The 25,977-nt window shown below is 67.9% G+C and carries 19 protein-coding genes, 1 pseudogene and 1 riboswitch; of the genes and pseudogenes, 8 read left to right on the top strand and 12 right to left on the bottom strand.

The window, feature by feature from the left end:
- Positions 1 to 113: 113 nt before the first annotated feature.
- Complete coding sequence (locus AB0K35_RS04340) at positions 114 to 2,255, bottom strand: MMPL family transporter (RefSeq protein WP_363883683.1); 2,142 nt, start codon at positions 2,253 to 2,255, stop codon at positions 114 to 116.
- 107 nt (positions 2,256 to 2,362) lie between these two features.
- Between AB0K35_RS04340 and AB0K35_RS04335 the strand changes: the two genes are divergently transcribed.
- Complete coding sequence (locus AB0K35_RS04335; RefSeq protein ID WP_363883681.1) at positions 2,363 to 2,680, top strand: hypothetical protein; 318 nt, start codon at positions 2,363 to 2,365, stop codon at positions 2,678 to 2,680.
- On the opposite strand, the gene AB0K35_RS04330 is transcribed toward AB0K35_RS04335, so the two are convergent.
- Positions 2,675 to 3,727, bottom strand: a complete 1,053-nt coding sequence (locus AB0K35_RS04330) for a hypothetical protein (RefSeq protein ID WP_363883679.1) — start codon at positions 3,725 to 3,727, stop codon at positions 2,675 to 2,677. The genes AB0K35_RS04335 and AB0K35_RS04330 overlap by 6 nt on opposite strands.
- Before the next feature lie 994 nt (positions 3,728 to 4,721).
- Here AB0K35_RS04330 and AB0K35_RS04325 point away from each other — a divergent pair.
- Positions 4,722 to 5,243: a hypothetical protein gene (locus AB0K35_RS04325; protein ID WP_363883677.1), complete on the top strand. Its 522-nt coding sequence runs from the start codon at positions 4,722 to 4,724 to the stop codon at positions 5,241 to 5,243.
- Between the two features lie 355 nt (positions 5,244 to 5,598).
- Here AB0K35_RS04325 and AB0K35_RS04320 read toward each other — a convergent pair whose 3' ends face one another.
- Positions 5,599 to 6,702, bottom strand: coding sequence for a winged helix DNA-binding domain-containing protein (locus AB0K35_RS04320; protein WP_363883675.1), 1,104 nt, complete (start codon positions 6,700 to 6,702; stop codon positions 5,599 to 5,601).
- A 409-nt stretch (positions 6,703 to 7,111) separates the two neighbouring features.
- On the opposite strand from AB0K35_RS04320, the gene AB0K35_RS04315 reads away from it, so the two are divergent.
- Positions 7,112 to 7,642: a nuclear transport factor 2 family protein gene (locus AB0K35_RS04315; protein WP_363883673.1), complete on the top strand. Its 531-nt coding sequence runs from the start codon at positions 7,112 to 7,114 to the stop codon at positions 7,640 to 7,642.
- Complete coding sequence (locus AB0K35_RS04310; RefSeq protein ID WP_238668128.1) at positions 7,576 to 8,793, top strand: epoxide hydrolase family protein; 1,218 nt, start codon at positions 7,576 to 7,578, stop codon at positions 8,791 to 8,793. The genes AB0K35_RS04315 and AB0K35_RS04310 overlap by 67 nt, the downstream gene beginning before the upstream one ends.
- 651 nt (positions 8,794 to 9,444) lie before the next feature.
- On the opposite strand, the gene AB0K35_RS04305 is transcribed toward AB0K35_RS04310, so the two are convergent.
- From AB0K35_RS04305 to AB0K35_RS04280, 6 genes and pseudogenes are all read right to left on the bottom strand, one after another.
- Positions 9,445 to 10,359 carry a protease inhibitor I9 family protein gene (locus AB0K35_RS04305; protein ID WP_363883671.1) on the bottom strand — a complete coding sequence of 305 codons (915 nt, stop codon included), beginning with the start codon at positions 10,357 to 10,359 and terminating at the stop codon, positions 9,445 to 9,447.
- A 140-nt stretch (positions 10,360 to 10,499) separates the two neighbouring features.
- Positions 10,500 to 11,312: a GNAT family N-acetyltransferase gene (locus tag AB0K35_RS04300; RefSeq protein ID WP_363883669.1), complete on the bottom strand. Its 813-nt coding sequence runs from the start codon at positions 11,310 to 11,312 to the stop codon at positions 10,500 to 10,502.
- Positions 11,313 to 11,345: 33 nt separating this feature from the next.
- Positions 11,346 to 11,444 (bottom strand): annotated as a pseudogene (locus AB0K35_RS04295) (IS5/IS1182 family transposase); the annotation flags it as partial.
- A 144-nt stretch (positions 11,445 to 11,588) separates the two neighbouring features.
- The gene (locus tag AB0K35_RS04290) at positions 11,589 to 12,242 is read right to left on the bottom strand and encodes a hypothetical protein (RefSeq protein WP_238668125.1); all 654 of its coding nucleotides are present in this window, start codon (positions 12,240 to 12,242) and stop codon (positions 11,589 to 11,591) included.
- Positions 12,243 to 12,360: 118 nt separating this feature from the next.
- On the bottom strand, positions 12,361 to 13,734 hold the full coding sequence (locus tag AB0K35_RS04285; protein WP_238668124.1) for a serine hydrolase domain-containing protein: 1,374 nt from the start codon (positions 13,732 to 13,734) through the stop codon (positions 12,361 to 12,363).
- A gap of 182 nt (positions 13,735 to 13,916) precedes the next feature.
- Positions 13,917 to 14,555, bottom strand: a complete 639-nt coding sequence (locus tag AB0K35_RS04280) for a class I SAM-dependent methyltransferase family protein (RefSeq protein ID WP_238668123.1) — start codon at positions 14,553 to 14,555, stop codon at positions 13,917 to 13,919.
- 159 nt (positions 14,556 to 14,714) lie between these two features.
- On the opposite strand from AB0K35_RS04280, the gene AB0K35_RS04275 reads away from it, so the two are divergent.
- Positions 14,715 to 15,038 (top strand): PadR family transcriptional regulator, encoded by a 324-nt coding sequence (locus tag AB0K35_RS04275; protein WP_363883666.1) that lies wholly within the window; start codon positions 14,715 to 14,717, stop codon positions 15,036 to 15,038.
- Positions 15,039 to 15,041: 3 nt separating this feature from the next.
- The gene (locus tag AB0K35_RS04270; protein WP_363883664.1) at positions 15,042 to 15,569 is read left to right on the top strand and encodes a PspC domain-containing protein; all 528 of its coding nucleotides are present in this window, start codon (positions 15,042 to 15,044) and stop codon (positions 15,567 to 15,569) included.
- Positions 15,570 to 15,877: 308 nt separating this feature from the next.
- Here the strand turns inward: AB0K35_RS04270 and bluB are convergent, their stop codons facing one another.
- Positions 15,878 to 16,507 carry a 5,6-dimethylbenzimidazole synthase gene (gene bluB / locus AB0K35_RS04265; protein WP_238668120.1) on the bottom strand — a complete coding sequence of 210 codons (630 nt, stop codon included), beginning with the start codon at positions 16,505 to 16,507 and terminating at the stop codon, positions 15,878 to 15,880.
- A gap of 28 nt (positions 16,508 to 16,535) precedes the next feature.
- A riboswitch (cobalamin riboswitch) is annotated at positions 16,536 to 16,736 on the bottom strand.
- A gap of 264 nt (positions 16,737 to 17,000) precedes the next feature.
- Here bluB and metH point away from each other — a divergent pair.
- Positions 17,001 to 20,615, top strand: coding sequence for a methionine synthase (metH, locus tag AB0K35_RS04260; RefSeq protein ID WP_363883778.1), 3,615 nt, complete (start codon positions 17,001 to 17,003; stop codon positions 20,613 to 20,615).
- 465 nt (positions 20,616 to 21,080) lie between these two features.
- A complete protein-coding gene (locus tag AB0K35_RS04255) occupies positions 21,081 to 21,254 on the top strand; it encodes a hypothetical protein (protein WP_238668119.1) in 174 nt (57 codons plus the stop codon).
- A 510-nt stretch (positions 21,255 to 21,764) separates the two neighbouring features.
- Here AB0K35_RS04255 and AB0K35_RS04250 read toward each other — a convergent pair.
- Together AB0K35_RS04250 and AB0K35_RS04245 are read right to left on the bottom strand one after the other, a co-directional pair.
- Positions 21,765 to 24,755, bottom strand: coding sequence for a ricin-type beta-trefoil lectin domain protein (locus AB0K35_RS04250; protein ID WP_238668118.1), 2,991 nt, complete (start codon positions 24,753 to 24,755; stop codon positions 21,765 to 21,767).
- Between the two features lie 271 nt (positions 24,756 to 25,026).
- Positions 25,027 to 25,959, bottom strand: coding sequence for an AEC family transporter (locus AB0K35_RS04245; protein ID WP_363883661.1), 933 nt, complete (start codon positions 25,957 to 25,959; stop codon positions 25,027 to 25,029).
- Between the last annotated feature and the right edge of the window lie 18 nt (positions 25,960 to 25,977).

Raw genomic sequence — 25,977 nt, 5'->3', positions numbered from 1 at the left:
GCCGCAGCGGGCGGCGCAGGACAAGGGCGGCGGACACGGTGACGGCCGCCGGGCCATGACAAAGATCCGGGGCGGGCAAGAGCCCGTCCCGGATCTCGACTGTGCCGCCGCGCTCACCGTTGCGGCGCGGGCCCCTCCACGACCGGCCGTTGATCGTCCGGCTGCTCCACCGGTCGGGACAACCGGCTCGGCCACCACATCCGCCGGCCGATCAGCAGCGTGAGGGCGGGCACCAGGACCGACCGCACCAGCAAGGCGTCGAGCAGCACGCCGAAGGCGACCAGGAACCCGACCTCGATCAGCATCACCAGCGGAAGTGAGGCGAGGACCGCGAACGTGGCCGCTAGGACCAGCCCTGCCGAGGTGATGACGCCACCGGTGGCGGAGAGGGCTTTGAGCATGCCCTCTCTGGTGCCGAGGCGCACAGTCTCCTCCCGGGCCCGGCTGGCCAGGAAAATGTTGTAGTCGATGCCGAGCGCCACCAGGAACAGGAACGCCAGCAGCGGCACCGAATAGTCGACGCCCTCGAACCCGAGGATCGTGTCGAAGACGAACACGCTGCCGCCGAAGGCTGCGGCGAACGAGACGATCACGGTCGCCATCAGGACCAGCGGGGCCACGATCGCGCGCAGCAGTAGCCCGAGGATGATCAGGACGACGGTGAGCACCAGCGGGATCACCAGCTTCTCGTCGCGGGTGGTGGTGACCTCGGTGTCGAGGTTCTCCGCGCTCGGCCCGCCGACGATCGCCTCCGCCCCGTTCACCGCGTGCACGGCGGTGCGCACCCGCTTGATCGTGTCGTACTCCGTGGCGGTGTCCGGCGCGTCGGTCGGGAACACGGAGATGTCGGCCCAACCTCCGCTGGTCTGCCCTGGGACGGCCAGGGCAACACCGCTGGTGCCCTGGACGATGTCGAGCACCCGCTCCTGGTGCGCCGGCCGCGTGAAGATTGTCATCGGCTGGCCGCCAAGCTCCGGGAAGTGCTGGCGGAGGACGGTGAAGCCGGTGACCGACTCCGGCGCGGACAGGAACTGGTCCTGCTCCCGCAGGGCGCCGGTATTGCCCGCCACCCCGATGGCGAGCACGCCGAGGACTCCGAGCGAGCCGAGCGTCGCCACCCACCGACGGCGGCTGATGGCGGTGCCGAGCCGTCCCCACAGCCCCGGCTTCTCCTGAACGGCCGTGTCGAACCGCGGGATGGCCGGCCAGAAGATTCGCCTGCCGAGCACCACGAGCAGCGCCGGGAACAGCGTCAGCATGGCCACCAGCGCGCACAGGATGCCGGCCGCGCCGATCGGGCCCAACCCGCTGGTGCTGTTCAGGTCGGCGACGAGCAGGCAGAGCAGGCCAGCGATCACGGTGGCCGCGGACGCGACGATGGCCGGCGCCGCGCCGCGTAGCGCGTGGACCATCGCGACCCGGACGTTCTCGTGGTGGTGCAGTGTCTCCCGGTACCGGGCGATGAGTAACAGCGCGTAGTCCGTGCCGACGCCGAATACCAGGATCGTCAGCAGCGCCGAGTTCTGGTCGTTGATCACGATGCCGAAGCCCTTGACGAGCAGGTAGACGGTCGCCATCGCGGTCAGTGCGGCCGCGCCCACAGCCATGAGCGGGATGAGCCACAACACCGGGCTGCGGTAGGTGAGGATCAGCAGGAGCGTGACGACGACGACGGTGGTGAGGAAGACCTGCAGGTCGACGCCGTCGAAGACGGCGTCCATGTCGCCGTCGACCGCGGCGGGTCCGGTCACGTCGAGTTCCAGGCCGGCGGGGCGGTCCTTCGCAGCCTCACGCAATGGGCCGACAAGGGTCTCTGGTGCGCCGTAGGTCGTGCTCACGTCGAGGGTGAACATCATCGCCTTGCCGTCGGTGGAGGGTCTCGTCGCTGGGCCCTCGTCGTCCTCGCCGCCGGCCGCCGTCGCCTTCGGCGGGTACCGCTTGGCAAGGGTGTCGTGGTGGCGCTCGACCGACGCGCGGTCGGCGTCGGTCATGCCGCCGGCGCGGTGGTACACGAAGACGAACGTGTTGTCCTCACCGCCGGGGAGGCTGTCCTCCAGCACCGCCACCTTGGTGGACTCGGCGCTGGCCGGCAGCGTGTCCACGGCTCTGTCGGTGGTTACCGAGCTCAACTTCCCGCTCAACGGCACCATGACCGCCGCCAGCGCCACCCACAACCCGATCACCAACCACGGCACCCACCGGCCTGCCAAGCGACCGGCCGGCGCTTCCCCGGGCGGCGCTGCCTTGACTGCCATCACTAGCTTCCTCCATACGGGTCACATCGCTTATCTGATGCCGACTTCGTACCGAGCGAATCTGAGACGACAGTTAATGCGCCGCTCAGGCCGGGTGGCCGAGCCAGATGCCGAGCGCACGCACCAGCGCGGTGGTGTGCAGATCCTGCGCGGTGGGCAAGGCCCGGGCGACGCAGCCGTCGGGCCGGATCAGCTACGCGTCGACGTCCATCCGGTCCGTGCGGGCGGTGACGGCGTCGACCCGTCCGGTCGCTGTCGGCGCCGACGGCACGGCCGCGAAGATCAATCTGTTGCTGAACACGAGCCCGTACTCGAACTCGGCGCTCGACCTGGCCGGTGGCAACCTGCGGGACGTGGCCCACGAGCGCGCCCCGGCTCCGGAGGTGCGCTCGCTCGACGACGAGGCGTGTCGCCGCCGGTCATAGCGCCGTTCGATGGGGCAGGCCGGCGTGGAACCGCAGCAGTCGCACCGTGTGCTCGCCGAGGATCGGGCGAGCGTCCTCGATCAGCTCGTCAAGTTCGGCCGCATGCTTACGGGACGGCCCGTGATAGGTCGTAGCCGCTTGCCGACCGAGCCACGCGCTGAGGTCCGCTCGCGCACTGCCACGCAACCGGTCGTCGGGATCATCGATCAGCCTTAGATTGGTGACCAGCCGTTGCCAGGCGTTCCCCGCGATCAGTAACCGGTACCCCGCGAACCTGACATGCGGCGCGTTGCCCGGACCGAGCAGGGCCTCCAGCATCCCTGGGTCAAGGACGCCGAGGTCCTGGCGCAGTGCCACCACCACCTGGCGGGTCACCGCACCGGACTCGTCGCGCAGCAGCGACACCAGGTCGGCCGACCTGGTCACGCCGAGGCGACGCAACGCCCGGACCGCTTCAACCCGACCACGCGAACGTGGATGCGCCAGCCATCGCCGAACCAGGCCGGCATCCTCGGCGTCACCGGTCTCGCCCAGCCCGGCGATCACCCCCGGCGCCGGTGGCCCCCACCCGGCGGCGAGGCGGCGATAAGACACTGCCGGATCCCCGCCGCTACGGCGCAGCGCGGCCTGAGCGATCGCCCGCACCAGCGGATGCCGATCGGGCAACGCGGCCTCAGCAGCATTCAGATCACCGACCGCGGTCACGGTCTGCAATGCCTCAGCCCGAACCAGCGCCGTACTACTAAGCAGCAACCCACGCAGCTGAGCGGGGTCGGTCGCGACTTCAACGGCGCCTCGGGCGCACAGGATCCGAATCGGCAGGTCGTCGTCTTTCATCGCGGCGGTTGTCAACCGGTGCAAACTCAACAGACCACCGGTCGTCGCGGCGCGGTATGCCGCTCGCCGGGTCCGACGATCCCGCGCTGCCAGCAACGGCTCCAAGCCACTCAACGGCAGGGTCCGCAGGGCACCCTCGACGTGTTCTGCCAACCAGGCGCCCTCACCCCGCCCGCGCAGGGCGAACGCCATTTCCGCGAGCTGGGTCAACGAACCCCGCGATGACGACCACCAAACCTCCACCGCCCTCTTGCCCGCTGGCGCACCTCAGCCACCCAGTCGACGGTCCGAAGCGCCAGCACCGCAAGCGCCGCCGGGTGTGCGTGATCAGCCAGGTGAGCGACCGCCGCCTCGCGGATCCGCCCGTCGCGGTGGCAGCCGGCCATGACCAGGTGGAGTAGCTCCACCTCACCGTCTGCAAGGTCCGCCGCGAGGCTCCGCGACCAGCGCGGCGCCGACCACCACTGCTCCCGCAGCGCTCCATCCACCGCCAACCACCACCGTGCCTCGGCGGAACCAAGCGCATCCACAGCCACGGCCCGGATACCCGGCTCACCATCGCGAGCCACAGTCATCAACCCGGCCGAGAACTCCGCCGGACTAACGCTTCGATCGAACCCGCCAGCTCCAGCCCGCACCCACTCGACGGTCGGCAGCTCAGGCAGATAGTCAGGTTCAGGCAACTCGTCCGAGCCGCCCGTCAAACTTCGCAGCCGCCCCCGCAAGACCGTCCCCAGCGACATCGCGCCCACCGACGCCTCCGCCCCCACCGCCGATCACCATGATTGCAGCCATTCTGTCGCCCATGAGTCGACCGAGCGACCGCATTCCCGGCGCGTGACAGCGACGCCGCAGCGGCGACCCGGGAACCAACCGCCGGGCATTGCAGCAGCGAATCGATGGCCTTCGTGCTGGGGAGAATCCTCGCCCTGATATCCATGCCTGTGCTGGCGGCTAGTGTCGCCGTGGTGCGGATGGACGTCGCGCGGTGTGTGCGCTGGCTGGAGGACGTACGCCGCTACCAGCCCACTACGGTCTCGCGGCGCCTGTCAGTCGTGGTCGGTTTTATCGGGTCTGCGTCATCGACGCCATCCGGGAGCATTCGCTGGCGGACTCGTCCGTCGGCCCACGCTGCCGTCCGAGTCGCCGGCCCTTGGGCTGGAGCACCTGCGGGCCGATTCTGCGCAATACCCCCGGTGTTCGGATGGACCGGGATGCCGCCACCCGCCGGCTCAAGCACCTGGCCTACACGGCGGGGATCCGGATGCCGAGGATCCTCGCTGCCGTGCCTGACTGCAATGATCGAGGCGTGACCCACATCCCTGACCTGGCGCCCTATGACTACTATCCGGGCGCCCCGGACGCCATTGCCGTTGGTTGGCTGGATTCGAGCATGCCCTTCACTACAGGAGCCTGCCCGCGAGACGTTCGAGATCGCTTGGTGAGCCTCGGCGCCACACCAGTACGGCTCATGCGTGGGTACCACTACTGCCAGTTCTGCCAGGCAGCGGTCGAGCCTCAGCGCGTGATTCGGGCCGACGTTCGGCTCTACGAAGCTCCCGATGTTGCGCACGGGAACGGGGAGATCTGGCTCACCGGAGTGGATGGAACGAACTTCGCCGCACCGGCGCTGATCGGCCACTACGTTGAAGAGCATCGCTACCTGCCACCTGATGGCTTCATTGAGGCGGTTCGGACCGGTGTCCCCACCCCTGGCGTCGCATAGTGGGATCCGGCTTCTGCCGCATTCGGCTGGCATGTGAAGGTCAGCCGGACCGCTACCAGAGGGCCGCATAGACGCAAGGTGCTCGGCAGCTCACGCCCCTTCGGCGGTCAGCGGTCGGCGGCGCGATTCGGGCCGGTTCGGGGGAGCAGGTCGGGAACAGCCGGTCCAACGGCATCGGACTGGACTCAACCGCACCCACCCCTGCCTGCGGATCCAGATTTCCGCAGGTCAGGGTGGGTGCCGCGCCCGAAGGAATCCCGGTCTCAGGAACGACCCATGACCCGTGTACGGCTTTTGCCCGCCCCGAATTGCCGCATTCGCGGCAGCGTGCCCTCCATTGTCGGCAGTGCGGTCCTCAGGTCGGTGTGGCGAAACGGATCTCGTGTGACGCTTTGGGGGCGAGTAGGTCCAGCAGCTCGCCGCCCTCGGTGGTCAATGCCTCGCGGTCGGCTGCGGACAGTGGCTCGAATGGGTGCACGGTCAGGGACGCCGCGCCTCGTGCCGTGGCGAACGTCCAGGTTGCTGCGGTGAAGCCGTCGAGGAGTACCAGGCGGGGGACGGAACCGTGCGGCGCGAAGTTCTGCTGGCGGAGGCCGTCGGTGACCACCCTGGACCGGTCGTGGTGAGACAGCAGCAGGTTGTCGAAGTCGTACAGATACCGGGCAGGCGCGCTGACCTGGGGGTCGGGTCGGGGTGCGTCGGGTAGGTCGAACAGTTCGACGCCGTTCTCGTCGCGGAACGTGGCCAGGCGGGGCCGGAGCCGGTCGAGCACCTCCGCCAGTCGGGTGAGACCGCACCAGGTCTGCGCGTCGCGTACTGTCGCCGGGCCGAACGCGGCCAGGTATCGCAGGAGCATCTGGTCGATCGGCTGGTCGGTGCGCAGCGGCGCGCCGACCCACGATTCGAGCGGCGCGTGGACGGGTTGGCCACTGGCGCCCCACACGCCGCGCGGCGGGGTTTGCACGACCGGCAGCAGGTTGCGAACCGCGTAGGCGAGGCTCGCGGGGTTCCGATCTGGCCACCGCTGGGCCAGCAACCGGCCCAGTTCGCCCGGGGTACGCGGCTGCTCGTCGAGGAGTCCCCGGCCTGCAGCGACGAGCTCGGCAGTGTCCAGGCCGCGCATGGACCGGCCGTGTGTGTGGTTGGTGAACAGGTCGCGGTCCAACGCCGGCTGCACGAGCGGGCGTAGCGCCAGCGCGTCGGACGCGCTGACGAAATGGATCGTCGAGCGCATGAGCGCGATCCGCACTGCCCGTCGTTGGGTGAGCAGCGCCCCGATGTCCTCGGGTCGGCACTCGGTGAGCCGGGTCCACAGCCCCACGTACCAGGTGTGCGGGGTCTGGGCCTGCAGGCCGACGAGGTGCTCGATGGCCTGCAACGGGGTGAGGTCGGCGCGGCGCAGGAGCAACTGCCGCTCAAGGGTGGCGCGGTTGAGGGCGCGGCGGGTCAGGGTTTGCACGGGTGGCCTTCCCGGAGGGTCGAGATCAGGGGTACGCGCGGCGGGCGTACCTGCTGGGGTGTGGGTCAGGGGAGTTGGCGGAAGAAGCGACGGATGCTGCTCACCAGCAGGTCGGGGGGCCTTGTCGTACACGTGCCAGGACACGATGTTCTTGTGGTCGTTTCGACATCCTGCTCCTGGTCACCCGCGTTTCCGGCGTACCCACCAGCAGAATCACGGTCCACGATCGCGTCCCGGTCCGGTACCTGGATCCGATCCTTCCAGAGGCCTACTCCGGCAACTCCTCCGGCCATGGGCCTGAGCTGGGGCGACAGGCAAGGTGGCCTTGCCCTGACTGCATCACGAGGCGGCCCGCGCGCGGTCGCTCATGACCGGGCGCGAACGGGCCGATGGTCCTGCGTGACCGGCGTTGGCTTCTACGCCGGTCGTCAGCAGCCAGACCGAGCCGAGATGGCAGGCGAACCCCGCTTTCGCATGTGACATCCGGCACTCAGTTTGGACTGTTCGGTCCATTTTCAGCGAGAAGCCGGACGGCACCGCCTGGCTGCGGCTGGAAGGTCGCGAGCAGATCGCGGCGACCATCGGCGGCAGCAACACCCCTGGCGACACCCTCATCCACCATCTCTTCTCCGACGAGATCGACGTCGACGCGGCCGACGACGCCCGAGGCGTCTTCGCCATGGAGGACATCATCATCCGCCCGGACGACGCCCCGGTCTCCGACGACTTCCCGTTCAAGGGCATGCACGGCTACGGCCACTATCACGCGCGTTTCAGGCGCGGGTCGACGGCTCCTGGCAGATCTCCGAGCTCGTGCAGACCCGGCTGCGCCTCGACTTCACTTACTGATCCCCGAACTGGAAAGGCACTCACATGGAACTCGAGCGTTTCACCATCAACGTCCCGCAAGAGGCTCTCGACGACCTCAAGCGCCGCCTGAAGGCGACCCGGTTCGCCCAGGATCTCGACAACGAGGACGAGTACTACGGCCTCAGCACCGCGCGCCTCAAGCCGCTGATCGAATACTGGGCCGACGGCTACGACTGGCGCCAGGCCGAGAAAGAGCTGAATACCTACACCCGGCACCGCATCGAGGTCGGCGGCACCCCCATTCAGTTCATCCGCGAACCAGGCAAGGGCCCCAAGCCCATCCCGCTGCTGCTTCTGCACGGCTGGCCATGGCCGTCGACCTCGTACAACAAAATCATCCACCCGCTGACCGACCCGGCCGCGCACGGCGGCGATCCCGGCGACGCCTTCGACGTCATCGTGCCGGACCTGCCGGGCTTCGGCTTCTCCACGCCCCTCGGACGCGGCGACCTCAACTACTGGAAGATGGCCGACATCTTCCACGAGTTGATGACTGGCGTCCTCGGCTACGAGAAATTTGCCGTCGGCGGCTCTGACTACGGTGCCCTCATCCAAGCTCAGCTGGGCCACAAATACGCCAAGGACCTCTACGGTCTGCATACCGGTGTGGAAATGGTGCCGGGCATCTTCAGCGGCGACCGCTTCTGGGACCTGACCGGTGGCACCAACCTTCCGCCGGACGCCCCCGAGTTGCTCCGAGCCGACATGCGCAAGTTCATCGAGACCTACGCCGCACACGTCACGGTTCACATGCTTGACGGCCAGACCGTCACCCACGGCTGGAACGACTCTCCGGCTGGCATGCTCGCATGGCTGCTGCGCAAGTGGCAGACGTGGAGCGACCGCTGGACCGACGACTTCCACCAGGTCTTCCCCCGCGACTTCATCCTCACCGCGGCCACCATCTTCTGGGTCAATCAAGCGATCGGATCATCGTTGCGTGTCTACCGCAACGCGGAACGCTATCCATGGACGCCGTCGCACGACCGCAAACCGCAGATCGAGGCGCCGGCGGGCTTCACACTGCTGCTCGGCGACGTCAACCCGATCGGCGTCCGCACACCAGAGGAACGCATCGCAGCCTTCGAGAACGGTCCTACCCGCGATTGGTACAACCCCGTCAACGTCAAGGCGCACCGTAAGGGCGGCCACTTCGGAGCCCTCGAGAACCCCGAGGCATGGATTGCCGACCTCCGCGACACCTTCCGCGAACTGCGCTGACCATGTCGGCTCCGCCCCGGCCCGGGGCGGAGCCAGGGTCGTTGAAACTCCATGCCTCGCACTGCAACCGTCGCGCCGCTCCGCCCTCTACCGTCACTCCCGATCGTCATCTGGGCGGACGCCCATCACTCAGAGTGGACGGAAGCACCGAGGACGCCTCGATTCCCTTGCGACCGCACCGCGACGGCTGGTCGTGCAGCTCGGCACCGGGGGAGCGGGCGCGTGCAGTGCTCTTGGCTACGAGGACTTCGGTGAGCCGTCGCTCGACGGCGCAAACCTGCGTGGACGACGCAGCGCTTTCCTCTAGCCTTGGCTGGTCACGGGGAAAGGTCAGAACGTGCGCTGGTGGGAACGACGACAGGCTGGGCTGTCGGCCCGTCGGAGTCTGCCGACGAGGATGTCGTGCTGCTTCCGCTGATGCCGCAGCTCCAGCCGACACAGCACGACCGCGTACGCCCTGCGGCTGACGCCGCCTCGCAGACCCGGACGTCCGCAACATCGCACTGACCGGGTGCTACCCGAAGAAGTCGGCCGGTTTGCTCGCGGTCGTCGGTTCAGCGGCGTCCGCTCATGCCGAGAACAGTGCATCGTCGGCTGCAAACGCATTCCGCACATCGTCGTGGCGGAGTCAGACGTCAGCCAGCCGCACGATCAGCAGTCCAGCTCGACAGTCGCATTGTCCTCGATCTGCACCACGTCGGGGTCCCGGCGCAGAGCTTGAACCTGAGCGTCAGTCATGTCAGCGGAGAAGCTGTTGATGAAGTCGAACACTCTGCTCGGGGAGACCCCGGCTCGCGCGGCGACGGTAAGCGGATCACCGCCGCAACGAACGGAGACTATGTACCCACCATCGACACGCCGTTCCTGTGGGGCACGGAAATGCGGTGCAAGCCGATCGGGGTCGGGCTCGATGCGATCGATGTCCGAGTCTCCGGAAAGTGCCGCGACCCCGGCCCTCGGCGACTGTTCCAACTGCAGGCCGGTCAGCCTGGCGCCGAATCCCCAAGAGCCGACGATGCGGTACAAGTCGTTGGGCGAAAGCTGGTGCCGACTGAGTATTTGATAGGGATCGATTCCCGGTTTGACGATGACGAGGTAGTCGTTCTCAGCGGAGCGCCTCGCATACAGCGCCTCCAACGAGTGCGGCTCGGGTTTTGACTCTTTCTCGATGGCGTTCAGCATGGCGGTGGGGTCGTAGCCGCGCTCGCGTGCCTTGATGACGAGGTGCGCCGGTGGGCGGCGGCGCAGCTGCGCGTACGCGGGCGTCCCACTCAACTTGTGCATGTCTTCGAGGCTCAGTTCGTCGAGCGGGTGCCAGGGCTGATAGGCGTTGGGATATTCGGCCCGCAACGAGTCGTGGTCTGCCGGCAGATCCTGCACCGCGACCCTGATTGAACGCACCGAGCGCGTCGGAAGACTCGCCGACCCGCCAGCCGGATCACGGACGAAGACGAAGTCCGGTGTCATCGTCACGAAATGGGCCGGGTACGACCGAACCTCGCCATCTTCCTGCTCGATCTCCACGATGTACGGCAGATACACCGTCGGATCCGGCCACTCCGTCATCAGTGCCTCCCCTGTGAACCCCGTTGCGACCGGTTGGCGGTGGTGGTCACCGACCGCTCCGCTTCACCAGGAAGCCCATCACGGCGGATTTCGAGCGAATTTTTCAGCGGTCTGCCGCACGGACTTACCCGATAACGTGATCATGCCACGCAGGCGCTCTCATGCCGCGGATCGCGCGACTCGCGCCGCGTTCGGCGCGGTCGTTCAGGTAGGCGCCGAAGTGGCGTTTGGGCTGAGACTCGGATCCGGATGCTCAGCTGGGCGCCAAGCTGACGGAAGCCCAGGGCTAGCGCTACTTGGCGCGATGGGTACGGTCGAGCCCGCCACTGCGGCAGCAGACGGTTTGCCAAAGCGTCTGCGACTGCTGCGGAGGCAACGGCAGGCGCCAGCCCGCGTCCACGATGATTCGGCTCAGTGAGTACGCACAGGTGGGCGACAAGCCCCGGCCAGCGTCGGTAGCCAGCTGCGGCGACAACGCGATTCCCGCGGCGCACCACGAACGCGTCGGAGGTGATGTCGGCCAACCCGCATTCGTCGGCGTCGTCCGTTGCGACAGAGGCCAGAAGCCCGGCGAGATCGGCATGTTCGCCAGGGACCACATCCACGGAATCGAGTCCGGCCGGCTGGAAGTCGCACTCATCGAGATAGGCCAGGCTCGCCGGACCCAGCACCTCGGCGATCGGCAGGACGGCACGCAGCCGGTCAGCGTCGGTCAAAACCCCGACGGGTAACTCGTGCAGCACCGTACGCACGATCCCAGCCCACCTACCCGTCGGCACGGTGACGACGACGGCGTCGCCCAACCCGACGATCCCGACCCAGCCCGGTGGACAGAGCCGGGACCTGGCCGAGACGGCTACCTCAACGCCACCGCCAACGGGGAAGTCCATCGAAACGCCAGCCATCTTGAGCCAAACCCTCCGAGCCCGAGCAAGCAACGGATCATGCGTCATGGACGCATCCTCACGCCTGGTCCATTGCTCACACCACCGAGTTCGCAGCCGTCCGGGTCGGCAACCTCTTCTGAGGCCGGCGAGGTGGTTCAGGGTTCGGGTGGACAGCGGAATCGCGGCAGGGTGAGACAGCGCAGCGAGGCTCCCGGTTGGGGCATCGGATCTTGCTCGACTGCTTTCCTACCGGGAGCCTCGCCCCATGTCCACATCAGGCCGTCAGACCGACCGTACCTGCACGTTCTGCGACCAACCTATCTGTCCCGGCCGGAGCCGGCCTCAGTCACCGGAGATCCAGAGATATCCGCGCGCCCGGGTCGCCTCCTCGATGAGCGCCCCCAGCGCCTGCACGTCGACCCGGAGCTCGGGGTTGCGGCTCGCGATCTCGTCCAGCTCCGCGGTCAGCTGCGGCAGCTGGATCAGGTTGATCATGGTGTCGCCGTAGGAATCGATCCTCGACACCAGGTGGTGCCGCTCCCGGTCGCTCGCCGCCACCAGGCGTTGCAGCGAGGAGCCTGCTTCCACGCCGGCATAGCGTTGCTCGTGCACCTGGTTCTCGATATACACATCGAGCCCCACCGCCGCGCCCCCTTCACGAAATGGCCGGCCAGGGCATTGCACACCCCGGCCGGCCAACCTTAAGGTCGTCAGTCCTTGCAGGGAATCGGGTACCTCGTTCGCACGCCGCCCCACCTGTCCTGAACCAACCATGTAACAACTCGTGATCTGTGCGCCACTGTCCTTCGACGTCCGGCCGACCGGCTTGTCGGCCTTCGCGTCACACTCGTAGTCGCCGTCCTTGTTCGGTCCGTTGCACGGGCACTTGTTGGCCTCGTCGACGAGATCGCCGAGATCCACCGTGTCGTCGAAGACGCCCTTTGCTGTCTTCGATCTTCGACCGTGACCTCCACTGTCACGATGAAAATGGCTCACTGACCAGCCCCTCCAGGTTGGTGAGCTCTTCGGCGAGTCCGAGGGTGTCAGCCAAGGTGCTCCCGGGCATCGGCCGGGCGATGTCCGCTAACTAGCCGCGATCCGATCGTTCGTGAGGTCAGCCGGTCCGCCAACCGGCCGGGTCGGTACCGCCGGGCACTGGCGCCGCGGGGTCGTAGGGCTGCCGGGTGAAGATGAAAGTGCCAAGATCGAGGTGGCTGACGGCGCCAGTCGCGTCGTGTTGCACCCGCAGCCGTTCGCCGGCGAAGTAGCCGTTGATCCCCTCCCAGCCGCCGTCGTCGGTGGGGCGCAGCCGGGTGCCGCGCCCGCCGGACAGCGGGGCCAACTCCACGAAGCCATCAGCCTGCGGGCGCAGCACATAGGGGGCCGGCCCCCAGTACCACGGGCCGGCGAGATCCAGTAGCTGTGGATCAACTGAGGGCAGCGGTCGCCACGGCGCAGGGATCCGCGGCTCCCGCTCGGCGACCGTCTGCAGCAGATCAGCGGCGAGAGCACCGGCGGACAGGCCGGCGGTCACGTTACCCATGACGACCGCGCCCAGAGCGTCATCGGGGTCGACCCACACGGTCGCGACAAAGCCCGGCATCGAGCCGGTGTGCCCGGCCAACAGCCGGCCGTCGCGGCGCAGCAGCTGCATGCCAAGCCCATAGCTCCTGTCCCAGTCCGTCGCCTCCGGCGGGCTCGCCGGGGTGCGCATCTGCGCGACGGTGTCCGGATGCAACACCCGGTCGTCGCCGTCGATGAGGAACGCAGAGAACCTCGCCAGGTCCGTCGCGGTCGACCACAGCTGCCCGGCAGGCGCCATCAGACCGGTGTCCACGGCCGGCTCCGCCAGAAGCACATCGGCCCAGGGGTGCACCGCCCAGCCCGTGGCGTGTGGCGCGACGGGCAGCAGGGTCGTGCGGGTCATCGCGAGCGGCTCCAGCACCTCGCGCCGCAGCACCTCGCCCCAGGCCTGCCCCCGAACTCGCTGCACCAGCGCGCCGAGCAGCGCATAGCCGGGGTTGGAATAGTGGTGGCGCTGTCCGGCGGGATGCACCTGCGGATCGCTGCCCAGCACGTCGGCCAAGTCGGGCCGTAGCGTGCCCGGGGTTCGCTCCCACCACGGGCCGGGCGCCTCAGCGATCAGCCCAGCGGTGTGCGCCAGCAGCGCACCGACCGTGGCCTGGCCCGCCGCCGTGCCCGGCAGGTGCTCGGCCAGTGGATCGGTGAGCGCGAGTCGCCCCTCGTCGCGCAGGCGCAGCACCAGCACCGCCAGGAAAGTCTTGGTGATCGAGCCGATCCGGTATTGGAGGTTGCCATCCGGCACCCTGCCGTCCACAGTTCCCCACCCGTCCACCCACACAGGACGGCCATCACGCACCACGGCAGCGACGACCGAAGGCGCCCGGCCCGCTACCTGACCAGTGGCCAGCCGGTGAACCAGCGCGCGCCGGGTTTCGGGTAGCAGCGGCGTCGGGATCGGTGACATGCGGGCAAACCTACCGGTGGCCCGCACGGCCCGTACCGATCCGACGCGTCCGGATCTGCCGCTGATGAGCGTGGCGTCCGTGACGGCGGACAGTGAGGCCGTGCCCGTGGGAACAGGTCGGGCACGCCGGGCAGGGCACTGTGATCACCTCGCGGCGACATATAGCCATCGCGATCGGCCACTCACGCGGTGAAGGTGAAGATTCTGCCGGTGGGTCGCGCCTGCTGAGGTTGTCCGTGGAACCGATGAGCGCCGACAGAGAACAGCACGTCAGGTGGTGCGTGGAATGCCTCCTCGGCGAAGCCGGCGTCGGTGAACCAGCCGCGTATCGCCGGGGTGAGGTCGGGACTGCGGCGCGTCCTGGTCCAGATCACGGTTGCGTCGGCTGCGCACAGCCGCGGCAAGGCGTTGATCGTTGCTCGCACGTCGCCGTCGCTGATATTGCCCAGCACCCCGGCGAGAACGACCAAATCGGCAGGGGCGGCCCTGCGGTACGCGGCGAAGTCGCCAGCATCGGCTTGGGTGGCGGTGATCCCGTTGAGACCAGCGGCGGCGATGCCCATCCGGGCGGCGGCCACGTTGCGAGGGTCGTACTCGATCAGCTCTGCGCATACCCGGTCGGCGTCCGACCGCGACGCAAGGGCGCCGATGAGGTCATGCCCTTGTCCCGCGCACACGCTGACGATCCGGAGCGAGGAGTCCGGCCGGTGGTCAAGCCATTCGCTGATGTGCTGCTGAACGAGCCGAAGCCTCCGCGACAACGGCGATGTGTCGTCGTCGTAGGGCAGGTGCCAGTCGTGCCAGTCGATAGCGGCAGTCACCGAAGCCATGCTGCCACGACCGGCGGAGGCGGTAGGGCGGCGTCGGCTCCTGCCGAAGAGCCCCTGCCGATCCCGGCCAGAACTCACCCGCACAGCGCGGACCGGAGCCCGCAGGTGCTCCATCTTGCAACAGGTACCTTGCTCTGGCAAGGTAGCATCATGCAGACCGATCCAAAGCTCGTAGCCTTGCGGCGCGGCCTGCTCGAACCACTCGTACTGGCTGCGGTCGAGTCCCAGCAGCGGTACGCGGCGGAAATCCTCGCCGCGCTGCAGGAGGCAGGCTTCCCCGCGCAGGAAGGCACGCTGTACCCGCTGCTGAGCAAACTCCGGCGAGACGGGCTTGTGCACCACGAGTGGCGTGAGTCGCCGTCAGGACCGCCCCGGAAGTACTTCTCCTTGACGGATGCCGGCAGAGGCCAGCTTGCCGCGTTCCGCGAGTACTGGAACGAGCTGACCCACGTCATTGACTCGATTGGACGATGACCCATGACTGAGCCGATATCCATTCGCCTCACCGGGCATGTCGCGGCCTTCCCGGCCACCAGCGAAGCACGCGACGCCCTGCGGCGGTACCTCGACGATGCGCGGAGCGCGCTGCGCTCCGACCCAGACGCTGACGAGATCGTCCGAGATCTCGAGTGCGCGATCGGCGACCGGTTGAGCGCTTTCACAGGCTTGGGCGACGCTTCGGTGACCGGTGCCCAGATGACAGTGATCCTGGCTGAGCTCGGGCCGGTGAGCCCCGCACGCCCCTCGCCGCCTTCACCCGAGGGGAGGTCGCGTGGCCGGTTCTGGCGCCGGATCGATGAAGGCAAATGGTTTGGCGGCCTCTGCCTCGGGATCGCGGCGTACGGCGGGTTCCGCGTCGACTGGGTACGAACCGTCGTGCTGCTGTTGACCGTGCTCACCGGTGGACTACTGGCAGTGCCGTACCTGGTCCTGCTGCTCGTCCTGCCCGCCGTCCCGACGGTCGCCGACTATGAGCGTCAACGTGACGCACCGCGATACGCCTGAACCGAGCGAACGGAAAAGAGGGAGTCCGAAGCGCGCTGTTGTCGCTCAGCAATCCACCGTGCCACAGCCCGACCAGGCCCCCGCCGGATCCCACCACCTTCCGAACATGCGCGATCAACTGAGCTCTTCTGCCGCCGCTGACAAGGCGCGGCGATCGGGGGCGTGCTCCCCGATCGACCGCTGCCGGTGCCGCGTGGCGAGATGGTGCCGTGCCCCGGGTTATGGCTCACGGGTTGACTGGTGGCGTGGGTCCGCCTCGAACATGCACGCCGGTTGCCTGGCGCGGGAGCGCCGCCACAACCACTCGGTCACTCCGTCGTCCAACGATCGTGGTGGATCACCGATGACACCGGGCTTCGCTGGCGCCAGCCGTGCCGCTCCAGGTCCGGCGTCTGCTCCAGATGGGTGACCGGGCCGAGGCAGAGCCACGCCACCGGGCGGACGGTGGCCGGGATGCCGAGCAGGTCGCGTAGGAACGGCTCCCGGTAGAACGAGACCCAGCCGACCCCGAGTTGCTCGGCGGTTGCGGCCAGCCACAGGTTCTGGATCGCCAGACAGACCGAGTAGAGGCCGGCGTCGGCGATCGCGTGACGGCCGAGCACGGCCGGCCCGCCCCGCTCGGGGTCGTACGTGACGACGACTGACATCGTCGACTCCCGTACGCCATCGATCTTGATCCGGTTGAAGCGTTCCGCCGCCGCACCCTCGAGAGTGGCCGCGAAGGTGTCCCGTTCCCGCTCCACGTGCCGGTGGAACTCCTGCCGCAGCTCGGGATCGCGGACCAGGATGAAGTCCCAGGGCTGGGAGAGGCCGACGCTCGGCGCGGCGTGCGCCGCCGTGAGGACCCGGTTCAACGTCTCGTCGGGGATCGGCGCCCCGGTGAACTGGGCACGTACGTCCCGGCGGCGGTGGATGGTCTCGTAGAGGCCGGTGTCCAAGGCAGGCTCCCGCTGCGCTCGTGCCCCTGAGGGGGCGATGACGCGAGGCCGGTCTTCGGACTCCCGGATCTACGCTGGTCACCCGCCTTCCCAACCCCGCAGGGTCAGTGGCTGCGTCTGGTACGCGTGGGTGGCAGCTCCCCGGTCACCGCGGCGGGCCCGTGCCGGACTCACACCGGCTTCCCGATTCTCCCCACTCGCGCAGGGCACCTCGCAACGTTTGTGCCACCGCACACGATAACGGTCCCGACGAACATGGGAGGCCCCGGCGCCGCATCGCCAGTGATGGGCGTGGGCTCGTCACGATCGGGCATGGCGCGTGACCGTGGCGGCCAGACGCCGACGCCGTACGGGGACCTCCAGGCGGACGGGTCGGGTAGCATCTGCCTGTCGGGTCGAGAGGCGCTGCGACGGGCGGAGCCCGCCACGCTCGGCCCCCATCTCTTCGACAAGGGCGCCTCCGAGCTTCGGAGGCGACCGCTTGAGCGCGTTATTGAGCCAGAAAGACACCGCATCGTCGCTGCGGCAGCTGATGTCCCAGCGCGTTCTGGTGTTGGACGGCGCCTGGGGAACGATGTTGCAGGGCGCGCAGCTCACCGCCGCGGACTATCGGGGCGACCTGATTGTCGACCATCCGCAGGACGTCAGCGGTGATCCCGACCTGCTCAACCTCACCCGACCGGACGTCATTCTGGACGTACACCGGCGGTATCTGGCCGCCGGCGCCGACATCACCACCACCAATACGTTCACGGCGACGAGCATCGGCCAGGCCGACTACGGGCTCCAGTCACTGGTTCGTGAGATGAACGTTCAGGGCGCGCGGCTGGCCCGGCAGGCGGCGGACGAGTTCGGTGGCCGGTTCGTGGCCGGCTCGGTCGGGCCGCTGAACGTGACGCTGTCGCTGTCGCCGCGGGTGGAGGACCCGGCGTATCGTGCCGTCGACTTCGACGCAGTGCGCGCGGCGTACGCGGAGCAGATCTCGGCCCTGGCCGAGGGCGGTGTCGACCTGCTTCTGATCGAGACGATCTTCGACACGTTGAACGCGAAAGCCGCAATCGCCGCGGCCCGTGAGGTCGCGCCGCAGCTGCCGCTGTGGATCTCCGTGACCATCGTCGACCTGAGCGGCCGGACCCTGTCGGGGCAGACCGTGGAGGCTTTCTGGCGCTCGATAGAGCGGGCCGATCCGCTGGTCGTCGGCGTGAACTGCTCGCTGGGCGCGGCCGAGATGCGCCCGCACGTCGAGGAGCTTTCCAAGATCGCCGGCACCTACGTGGCGTGTCACCCCAACGCCGGTCTGCCGAACGCTTTTGGCGGCTACGACCAGACGCCGGAGGAGACCGCCGGCCTGCTCGGCGAGTTTGCCGCGTCCGGCTTGCTCAACATCGCCGGCGGTTGCTGCGGCACCTCACCGGAGCACATCGCCCGGATCGTCGCCGCCGTGGCCGGCACACCGCCACGGACGGTCGCCGCCCTGCCGCAGACCACCCGGTTCAGTGGGTTGGAACCGTTCGCGATCGGACCCGACACCGGGTTCGTGATGATCGGTGAGCGCACCAACGTCACCGGCTCGGCCAAGTTCCGCCGGCTCGTCGAGTCGGACAACTATCAGGGCGCGGTCGACGTGGCCCTGGAGCAGGTCCGCGGTGGCGCCAACCTGCTCGACGTCAACATGGACGCGGACCTGCTCGACAGCGAGCGCGCCATGACGACCTTCCTCAACCTCATCGCCACCGAGCCTGAGGTCGCCCGGATCCCAGTGATGATCGATAGTTCGAAGTGGTCGGTCCTCGAGGCCGGCCTCAAGTGCGTGCAGGGCAAGGGCGTGGTCAACTCGATCAGCCTCAAGGAGGGCACTGAGGCATTCCTGGCTCAGGCCCGCCGAATTCACGACTACGGCGCCGGCGTGGTGGTGATGGCCTTCGACGAACAGGGCCAGGCCGACACCACCGAACGCAAGGTGTCCATCTGCGGCCGGGCCTACGATCTGCTCGTCGAGCAGGTCGGGTTCGCGCCGGAGGACATCATCTTCGACCCGAACGTCCTCGCGGTCGCCACCGGGATCGCCGAGCACAACGGATACGCGAAGGCCTTCATCGACGCCCTCCCGCTGATCAAGGCGCGCTGCCCGGGTGCCCGCACCAGCGGAGGCATCTCCAACCTGTCATTCTCCTTCCGCGGCAACGACGTGGTTCGCGAGGCCATGCATTCCGCGTTCCTGTTGCACGCTGTCCGCGCCGGGTTGGACATGGGCATCGTCAACGCCGGCCAGCTCGCCGTGTACGCCGATATCCCCGCCGACCTCGTCGAACTCGTCGAGGACGTGATCTTCGACCGGCGCCCGGACGCCACCGACCGCCTGGTCGCCTTCGCGTCGACCGTTACCGGTTCCGGCACGAAGCGTGCGGTCGACCTGTCCTGGCGCGAGGCGCCGGTGCACGAGCGGCTGTCGTACGCGCTGGTCCACGGCATCGTCGACTTCATCGAACAGGACACGGAGGAGGCCCGACAGGGCCTCGCCCGACCCCTCGATGTCATCGAGGGTCCGCTGATGAACGGAATGAAGATCGTCGGCGACCTGTTCGGCGCCGGCAAGATGTTCCTGCCGCAGGTCGTCAAGAGCGCCCGGGTGATGAAGCGCTCAGTGGCCTACCTCGAACCGTTCATGGAAGCCGAGAAGGAGCAGGCCCGCCTCGAGGGCCGGATCGACCCGGGCCGCGGGCAGGGCAAGGTCGTGCTGGCGACCGTGAAGGGCGATGTGCACGACATCGGCAAGAACATCGTCGGCGTGGTCCTGGGCTGCAACAGCTACGAGGTCATCGACCTGGGCGTGATGGTTCCGGCCGGCCGGATTCTGGACACGGCCGTCGCCGAGGGAGCTGACGCCATCGGCCTGTCCGGCCTGATCACGCCATCGCTCGACGAGATGGTCGCAGTCGGCGCCGAGATGCAGCGCCGCGGCCTCAAGATGCCCCTGCTGATCGGCGGGGCCACGACATCGCGTCAACACACCGCCGTGCGCATCGCCCCCGCGTACGACGGCACAACAGTGCACGTGCTCGACGCGTCCCGGGTCGTCGGCGTGGTGTCCGACCTGCTCGACGATGGCCGGGCCCGCGAACTGGACCGCGCCAACCGCGTCGAGCAGGAGCAGTTGCGCGAGGCGCATGCCAACCGGCGCTCCCAGCCGATGCTCGCCCTGACTGAGGCTCGCGCCAACCGCGAGGAGGTCGACTTCACCGACCTGCCGACCCCGGACTTCACCGGCCGGCGGACGGTCCAGCCCACCCTTCCCGAGCTGCGCGAGATGATCGACTGGCAGTTCCTCTTTCTGGCCTGGGAACTCAAGGGCAAGTTCCCGGCGATCCTGGACCAGCCGGTCGCCCGCGAGCTCTACGACGACGCCAACACACTGTTGGACAAGATCACGAAGGACGACTCCTTCCAGGCCCGAGGCGTCTACGGCTTCTGGCCCGCGCGCTCCGAGGGCGACGACATCGTCCTCGGCAACGGGGTGCGCCTGCCGATGCTACGCCAGCAGACGGTCAAACCGGCCGGCCGCGACAACCGCTGCCTGGCCGACTACGTGGCCCCCGACGGCGACCACCTGGGCGGCTTCGCCGTGACCATCCACGGCGCCGACTCCCTGGCCGCCTACTACGAGGCCCAGCACGACGACTACCGCGCAATCATGGTCAAGGCGCTGGCCGACAGGCTCGCCGAAGCCTTCGCCGAGTACATCCACCTGAAGGCCCGCCGCGACTGGTTCGAACCAGACGCCATGCCGGACCTCGCCGACCTGCACGCCGAACGCTTCCGGGGCATCCGACCGGCGCTCGGCTATCCCGCAAGCCCAGACCACAGCGAGAAGCGGGAACTGTTCGACCTGCTGAAGGCCGACGAGCTCGGGATCAGCCTGACGGAGTCCTTCGCGATGACGCCGGCAGCCAGCGTCAGTGGGCTGATCTTCGCCAACCCGGCGGCGAAATACTTCACTGTGGGCCGCATCGGCAAGGACCAGATCGAAGACTACGCCGCCCGCCGCGCCACCAGCGTCGCCGACGTCGAACGATGGCTGCGACCCAATCTGGCCTATGAACCGTCCTGACTGGTGTGCCGGCTGGGAGGGAGCGCCCTGCCGTGCTGCGTGGCGGCGCCGCCGCGGCCTTACCCCGGCTCCCTCCCGCCGCCGCACACCGGCGGCCCGGACATCGTTCAGGCGGCCAGGCGATGAGGTTGCTACCACGAGACCGGCCGCCACTGTCGACTACCGCGCATTCGAGCAATGCGCAGGTCACCGGAGCCGGGTGCGGCTGGAAGCGTTCAGGTGACGAGTCGGCTGGTAGGTCTCAAGCGCGAGAGCAAGGCATTCATCTCGAATGGCAACCCACTGGGCCCGAAGCTCGGCAGGAAGGGGAACTGCCGCTGGTCCACGAACATGGGCAACCATGATGCACCAACGTCCGATGGTGTGGACCACCAGACGCCGCGCGGTCATGCTCGCCGCCCGGCCAGCGACCGGGTGACGCGGGCCCGACGAGCGGCAGACCCGAAGACGACGGATACTCGCCTGATGACTGGACCGGATCTCGACCCCGAACAGTATCCGCCCATCGACCCGCGTGAGCCGGTGCCCGACGACGCGAGCGTCCTCCTGCCCGGCACGCCGGACGAACTGCCAGAAGCCCCGGCCGAACCAATGCCGGACGATGGAGGCAACGCCGGCGGCGTACGCGAGCCGGCGTAGGCCCTCGACGGACGAGCGCGACCCCCCCGCCGCCGTGCTGACGGCGGCGCCGATGTCCACCGCACTGACCGGGACGGCCCTGCGCGAGCGGGGCCTGCGCGTCGAATCCCTACCCCTGCCTCAGGACGTCGATGAGTGGGCCGACCCGCTGGCGGTAGCCGCGTCGACGCCCGACGATGCATCGGGATGCTCGTCCCGAGGGATTGCCACCGGTTGTTCCGGGGTGGGCCGCGCCGGGCTTGCCCGGCCAGCCCGAGGGCCAGGAACCCGCCCATCTGGAGGCCCGCCCACCCGGGCAGGAGGTGTCCGCCGGGGCCTCCGGGTTCGGATCTTCACCGACCAGAGGATCCGCCGCGGTACCCACAAGTCCGTGCAGTCCCTCGCAGCCGACATCCGGTCGTGGATCGCTGACTGGAACAGCGACCCACGACCGTTCATCTGGACCAGGACCGCCGAAGAGATCCTCAAGTCACTCGCACAATTTTGTGGGCGAGCTTCCCGCACGAGGCACTAGCTCCGCTGACTCCACTGCTGGTTGCTGCCACCATGGCAGGTCCACAGGTGGATGAGGGTGCCGTTGACGGTGCCGGAGGCACTAGCGTCCAGGCACAGCCCCGACTGCACCCCGGTGATGGTGCCGTTGGAGTTCAGGTTCCACTGCTGGTTGGCCTGACCATTGCAGTCCCAGATGATTGCCTTCACGCCGTTGCTGGTACCTCCGCCACTGGCGTCCAGGCACTTGTTGCCGTAGACCATCAACTGCTTGCCCGAGGTGTAGGTCCAGCGCTGGTTGCCGCCCCCGTTGCAGTCCCACAGTCGTACCTGCGTGCCGTTGGTCGTGCTCGTACCAGGCGCGTCGACACATCGACCCGACGGACCGCCGACGATCTGGACGGTCGGCACATTCTGCGATCCGGAGATGCGCAGGTCGCTGACGACGTTGATGGCCCGCTGCGTGCGGTCGTGCGACGTGGTGAAAGTGCCGCCGTCCTGCGTGGCGCTGGCACCGGTCAGCGTTACGGATGAACCGATCTGGATGAAGTTGGCACCGTCGTAGGAGTAGTAGGCAGTGGCCTGGTTCCCACTTCGGGTGAGCTTGACCCAGACCGGGCGGTACGTGTCGACGCTCGCCTTGGATTCGCTGTCGACGTACCCATCGCCGTTGGAATCCCACTCGAAGAGGACCCCGTTCGTCCTCGTGACCGCGACCAGCGCATAGCCGTTGGAGGATCCCGGCCTCGTCATGTCGTTGCGGATCATCACGCCGGTCTTGGCGTAGGCATGGGAATCGTTCAGCGAGTCGACCTTGGCGCTCACGCTCGTGCCCGAGGTGACGGAGTTGTCCTGATAGATCGCCCCGAACTCGTCACCCGCGCCGCTCCAGACATCAGCGCCGGCGGCAGAGAGGGCGAAACGCGAACCTGACTGGGCGAAGAACGAACTGGCAGCGGATGTCGCAGTAGTGAGATAGGGGGCAGCAACGGGCGAACCAGTCTGACCGCAGGTGCCGTTGGGCGCGAACAGGTTCGCGTTGAGCTCCGTTCGGCGCTGCGCCGCGACGCCCGCCTCACAGATCACGGCCTGCGCGCCGGTCGGCCACGCCGTGCCGGAGACCTGAATGTTGCCGGTGACCTGATTGTTGTGCATGGCCGCGTCCGGAATCTGGGCACCACCGGAGTTGTACCAGTTACCGGTAATCATGTTGTCGCTTGTGTTGTGCGCCGTCCCGTAGGAGTTTGTGAACACCCATGGGCTGGAGCCCTGGAGGACGTTGTTCCGATAGTTTGTGTAACGCGTGCCCTCGTCGAGGTAGAGCCCGACGCCGGACACGTTGTAGAGGTAGTTCTCCTCAAGGACCGTGCCGGGACTGGCGGACAGGTTGTACACCGAGCCGCCGTCGTGGAACCTGGCCTTCGTGTTGTGCACCAGGTTGTTCGCTACGTAGTTGTCGCGCAACGTCGTTGGAGTCGTGTAACGCGTGCTGTAGTTGTAGTAACCGCGGTTGGCATACTCGTTCGAGCCACCGGGGTCATGGCTGCCCCATCCATACCCGGTGTCGATCGCGTCGTAGGCAACGTTCGCGACCTCGTTACGGACGATGCGCGCGTTGGTGACGTAGGTACTCAAGATGCCCGAGTTGTCCTTGTAATCGACGGCCACCCGATTGACGGTGTTGTCCTCGATGCGGACGTTCTTGTTGACCATGCGCTGATCGCTGGGGTGGTGAGCGTCGGGCTGGATTCCGCCGACGGCGATACCGTGACCGGAGACCTCCGTGAACTTGTTACCGATCACGTCGATGTCGCTCGCGCCCAGGCCGACCCCCGACACCATCGCGTTCGCGTCCTGACCGATACCGAGCGCCGACTGACCGAGGTTGGCAAAGGTGTTGTCGGTGAAGGCGATGTGGTTGGCCGCCGACACCTGAACGGCGGCGGGCTCCTGAAGCCACGTGTTCCTTGCCCGCTCGAACATCGTGCAGCCGCGTGCGCAGCTGGTGAAGGCGTCGCTCGGCCGATAGCTGTACGTACCCTTGAGGAAGGTGCCGTTCTGCTGGTTGGCGTAACCTTCTACTGAGGAGGGCCCCAGCCAGGACGTCCCCGAGAACTTGATACCCCGGAACGCGAGGTTCGAGACCGGATTGCTGTAGGTGCCGCCGATGCTCAGCAGGCTCTGCAGGCGGGGCAACTCGATGTCAAGTTGGTCGGGATGGACCCCCGGCGCAGGCTTGTAGTACAGCCTCCCCGCAGCGGGATCGATGTACCACTGCCCGACAGTGGTCAGGAAGCGCAGAGAATTCCCGAGGAAGTAGGTTGGCCCTCCGATCAGGGAACTCTGCACGGTGTCGTAGCCCCAGGTGTTGTTGTTCCATCCCGGCTGGGCCATCGTGATCACGTTTCCGCTGATGCTGGCGACCTGGGCATAGCGATTCGTGAATGCGGCGATGCTCTCGAACTCGATGCGGTTCTGCTGAGGCAGGGTGCTCAGGTAGTTCAGAGCTGAGTTGTTGACCCTCATCCCGGTCGCCGTCAGCGTGATGTCGGAGTTGTTGAGCTTGATTGCCGCGCGGGATGCGTTGACGCCGTTCACGTACAGCTGCCGCGTTTCGAGACCCACCGGGACGTTCGCGACGTAGATGTTCGACGCGGCGTCATGCAGCGACCATCCGGAGACGTCGAGCGCGCCGGTGATCAGCGGGTTGGCGCCGGGGGCTGCGGTCCACAGGACCGTTCCGCCGCGACCGCCATCCTCTGCGCGGAACTGGAGTGGGCTGGAGATCCGGTACGTCCCCGCGGCGAGCTGCACCGTGACGTCGCCAGCCGGCGCCGATCGAACCTGGGCCTGCGCTTGCCCGATGCTGCACGGCGCCGACGCCGAGCAGGCCGTTCCGGAGCCCGCTGGCGCCGCGTAGATAGCTGTCGCTGCGTACGCCGGCTGCGCCACGACGACTGCTGCAGTAGTCGCGACCGCTGTCGCAATCACGCCGGTCACGATCTTCACAATCTTGGGAGACGGTGTAGATCTTCGCGAAGTGCGGTTGAAAGCTGGAGCCACCGTGGTTCCTTCCATCCGAGATGGACGACGGGCAGGGGTGCAGCGGCGTTGGACCGTCATGCGGCGGAAACGCACGCGAAACTCATGACCAGGATCACATCACACGTATGACGTCCTAGCAATACTGGTCGTCTGGGCACCCGGCGGTACCCGACCTCAAGCCGCACATCGGCCAGCTCGCACTGACGTCGCTTGGGGTGCGTTACAGCTGACGGACCTACCCGAGCAGCGCCGCCGCCGCGGCCACTGTGGCCAGCGACAGCGTCGTGGTCACCAGCACCGCCCGGTTGGCCACCGTCTCGCCGACGCCGTACTCCTGGCCGTAGATGAACGTGTTCTGCGCTGTCGGCAGGCCCGCGCACACCACCACGGCGAGCAACTGCGGCGCGGACAGGTGCAGGGCCAGCCCGGCCGCGTACGCGATGACCGGCTGTGCGACGAGCTTCAGCGCGCTGATCACGGCCAGCTCGGCCAGCCTGGGCCGCTCTGCCGGCTCTGCCCGTGACGGCGCGGTGGGGTGCAGCGACGCACCGAGCGCGACCAGGGCGGTCGGAACCGCGGCGCCCGACAGCAGGGTGAGCGACGCGGCGGCCGCCGACGGCAACTGCAGGCCGGCAGCCGAGCACGCGACACCGAGCAGCGACGCCAGGATCACAGGGTTGCGGACCGGCAGAGAGGCGATACGGCGGACCCGTACCCGCCCGGCCGGGTCGCTGTGCCGGTCCAGGGCGACCAGGATCACGGGCGTCACCACCAGCACCTGCAGCAGCACCACCTCCGCCAGGAACGACACGTTGCCGAGAACCTGCGTTGCGATCGGGATGCCGAGGTTCGCCGAGTTCACGTACCCGGCGGCCATGCCCCAGATCGGCCGTTCGCCGGGCCCGCGACCGAACAGCCGGCTCGCGGCGACCCACCCGAACCCGACGACCGCGGCGGTGCTCACTCCAAAGGCGAGCAGCGAGCGGCCGGCGAACCCGGAGAGCGGCATTCGGGACAGCGTCAGGAACAGGGCGGACGGCATCGCAAGATGGAAGACGAACCGGCCGAGCACCGACGCCACCGCCTCGCCCAGCAGACCCCAACGACAGGCCGCGTAGCCGACCGCGGTAAGGAACCAGATCGGTACGAACGCCGACACCAGGCTCATCCGGGCGTCACCGGCGGG

Origin of the sequence: Micromonospora sp. NPDC053740, assembly GCF_040677775.1 — a bacterium.
In the GTDB taxonomy this organism is placed as follows: Bacteria; Actinomycetota; Actinomycetes; order Mycobacteriales; family Micromonosporaceae; genus Micromonospora; species Micromonospora alfalfae.
The sequence above is the reverse complement of the archived record's forward strand: the minus strand, read 5'-3'. Positions and strand labels throughout refer to the sequence as shown.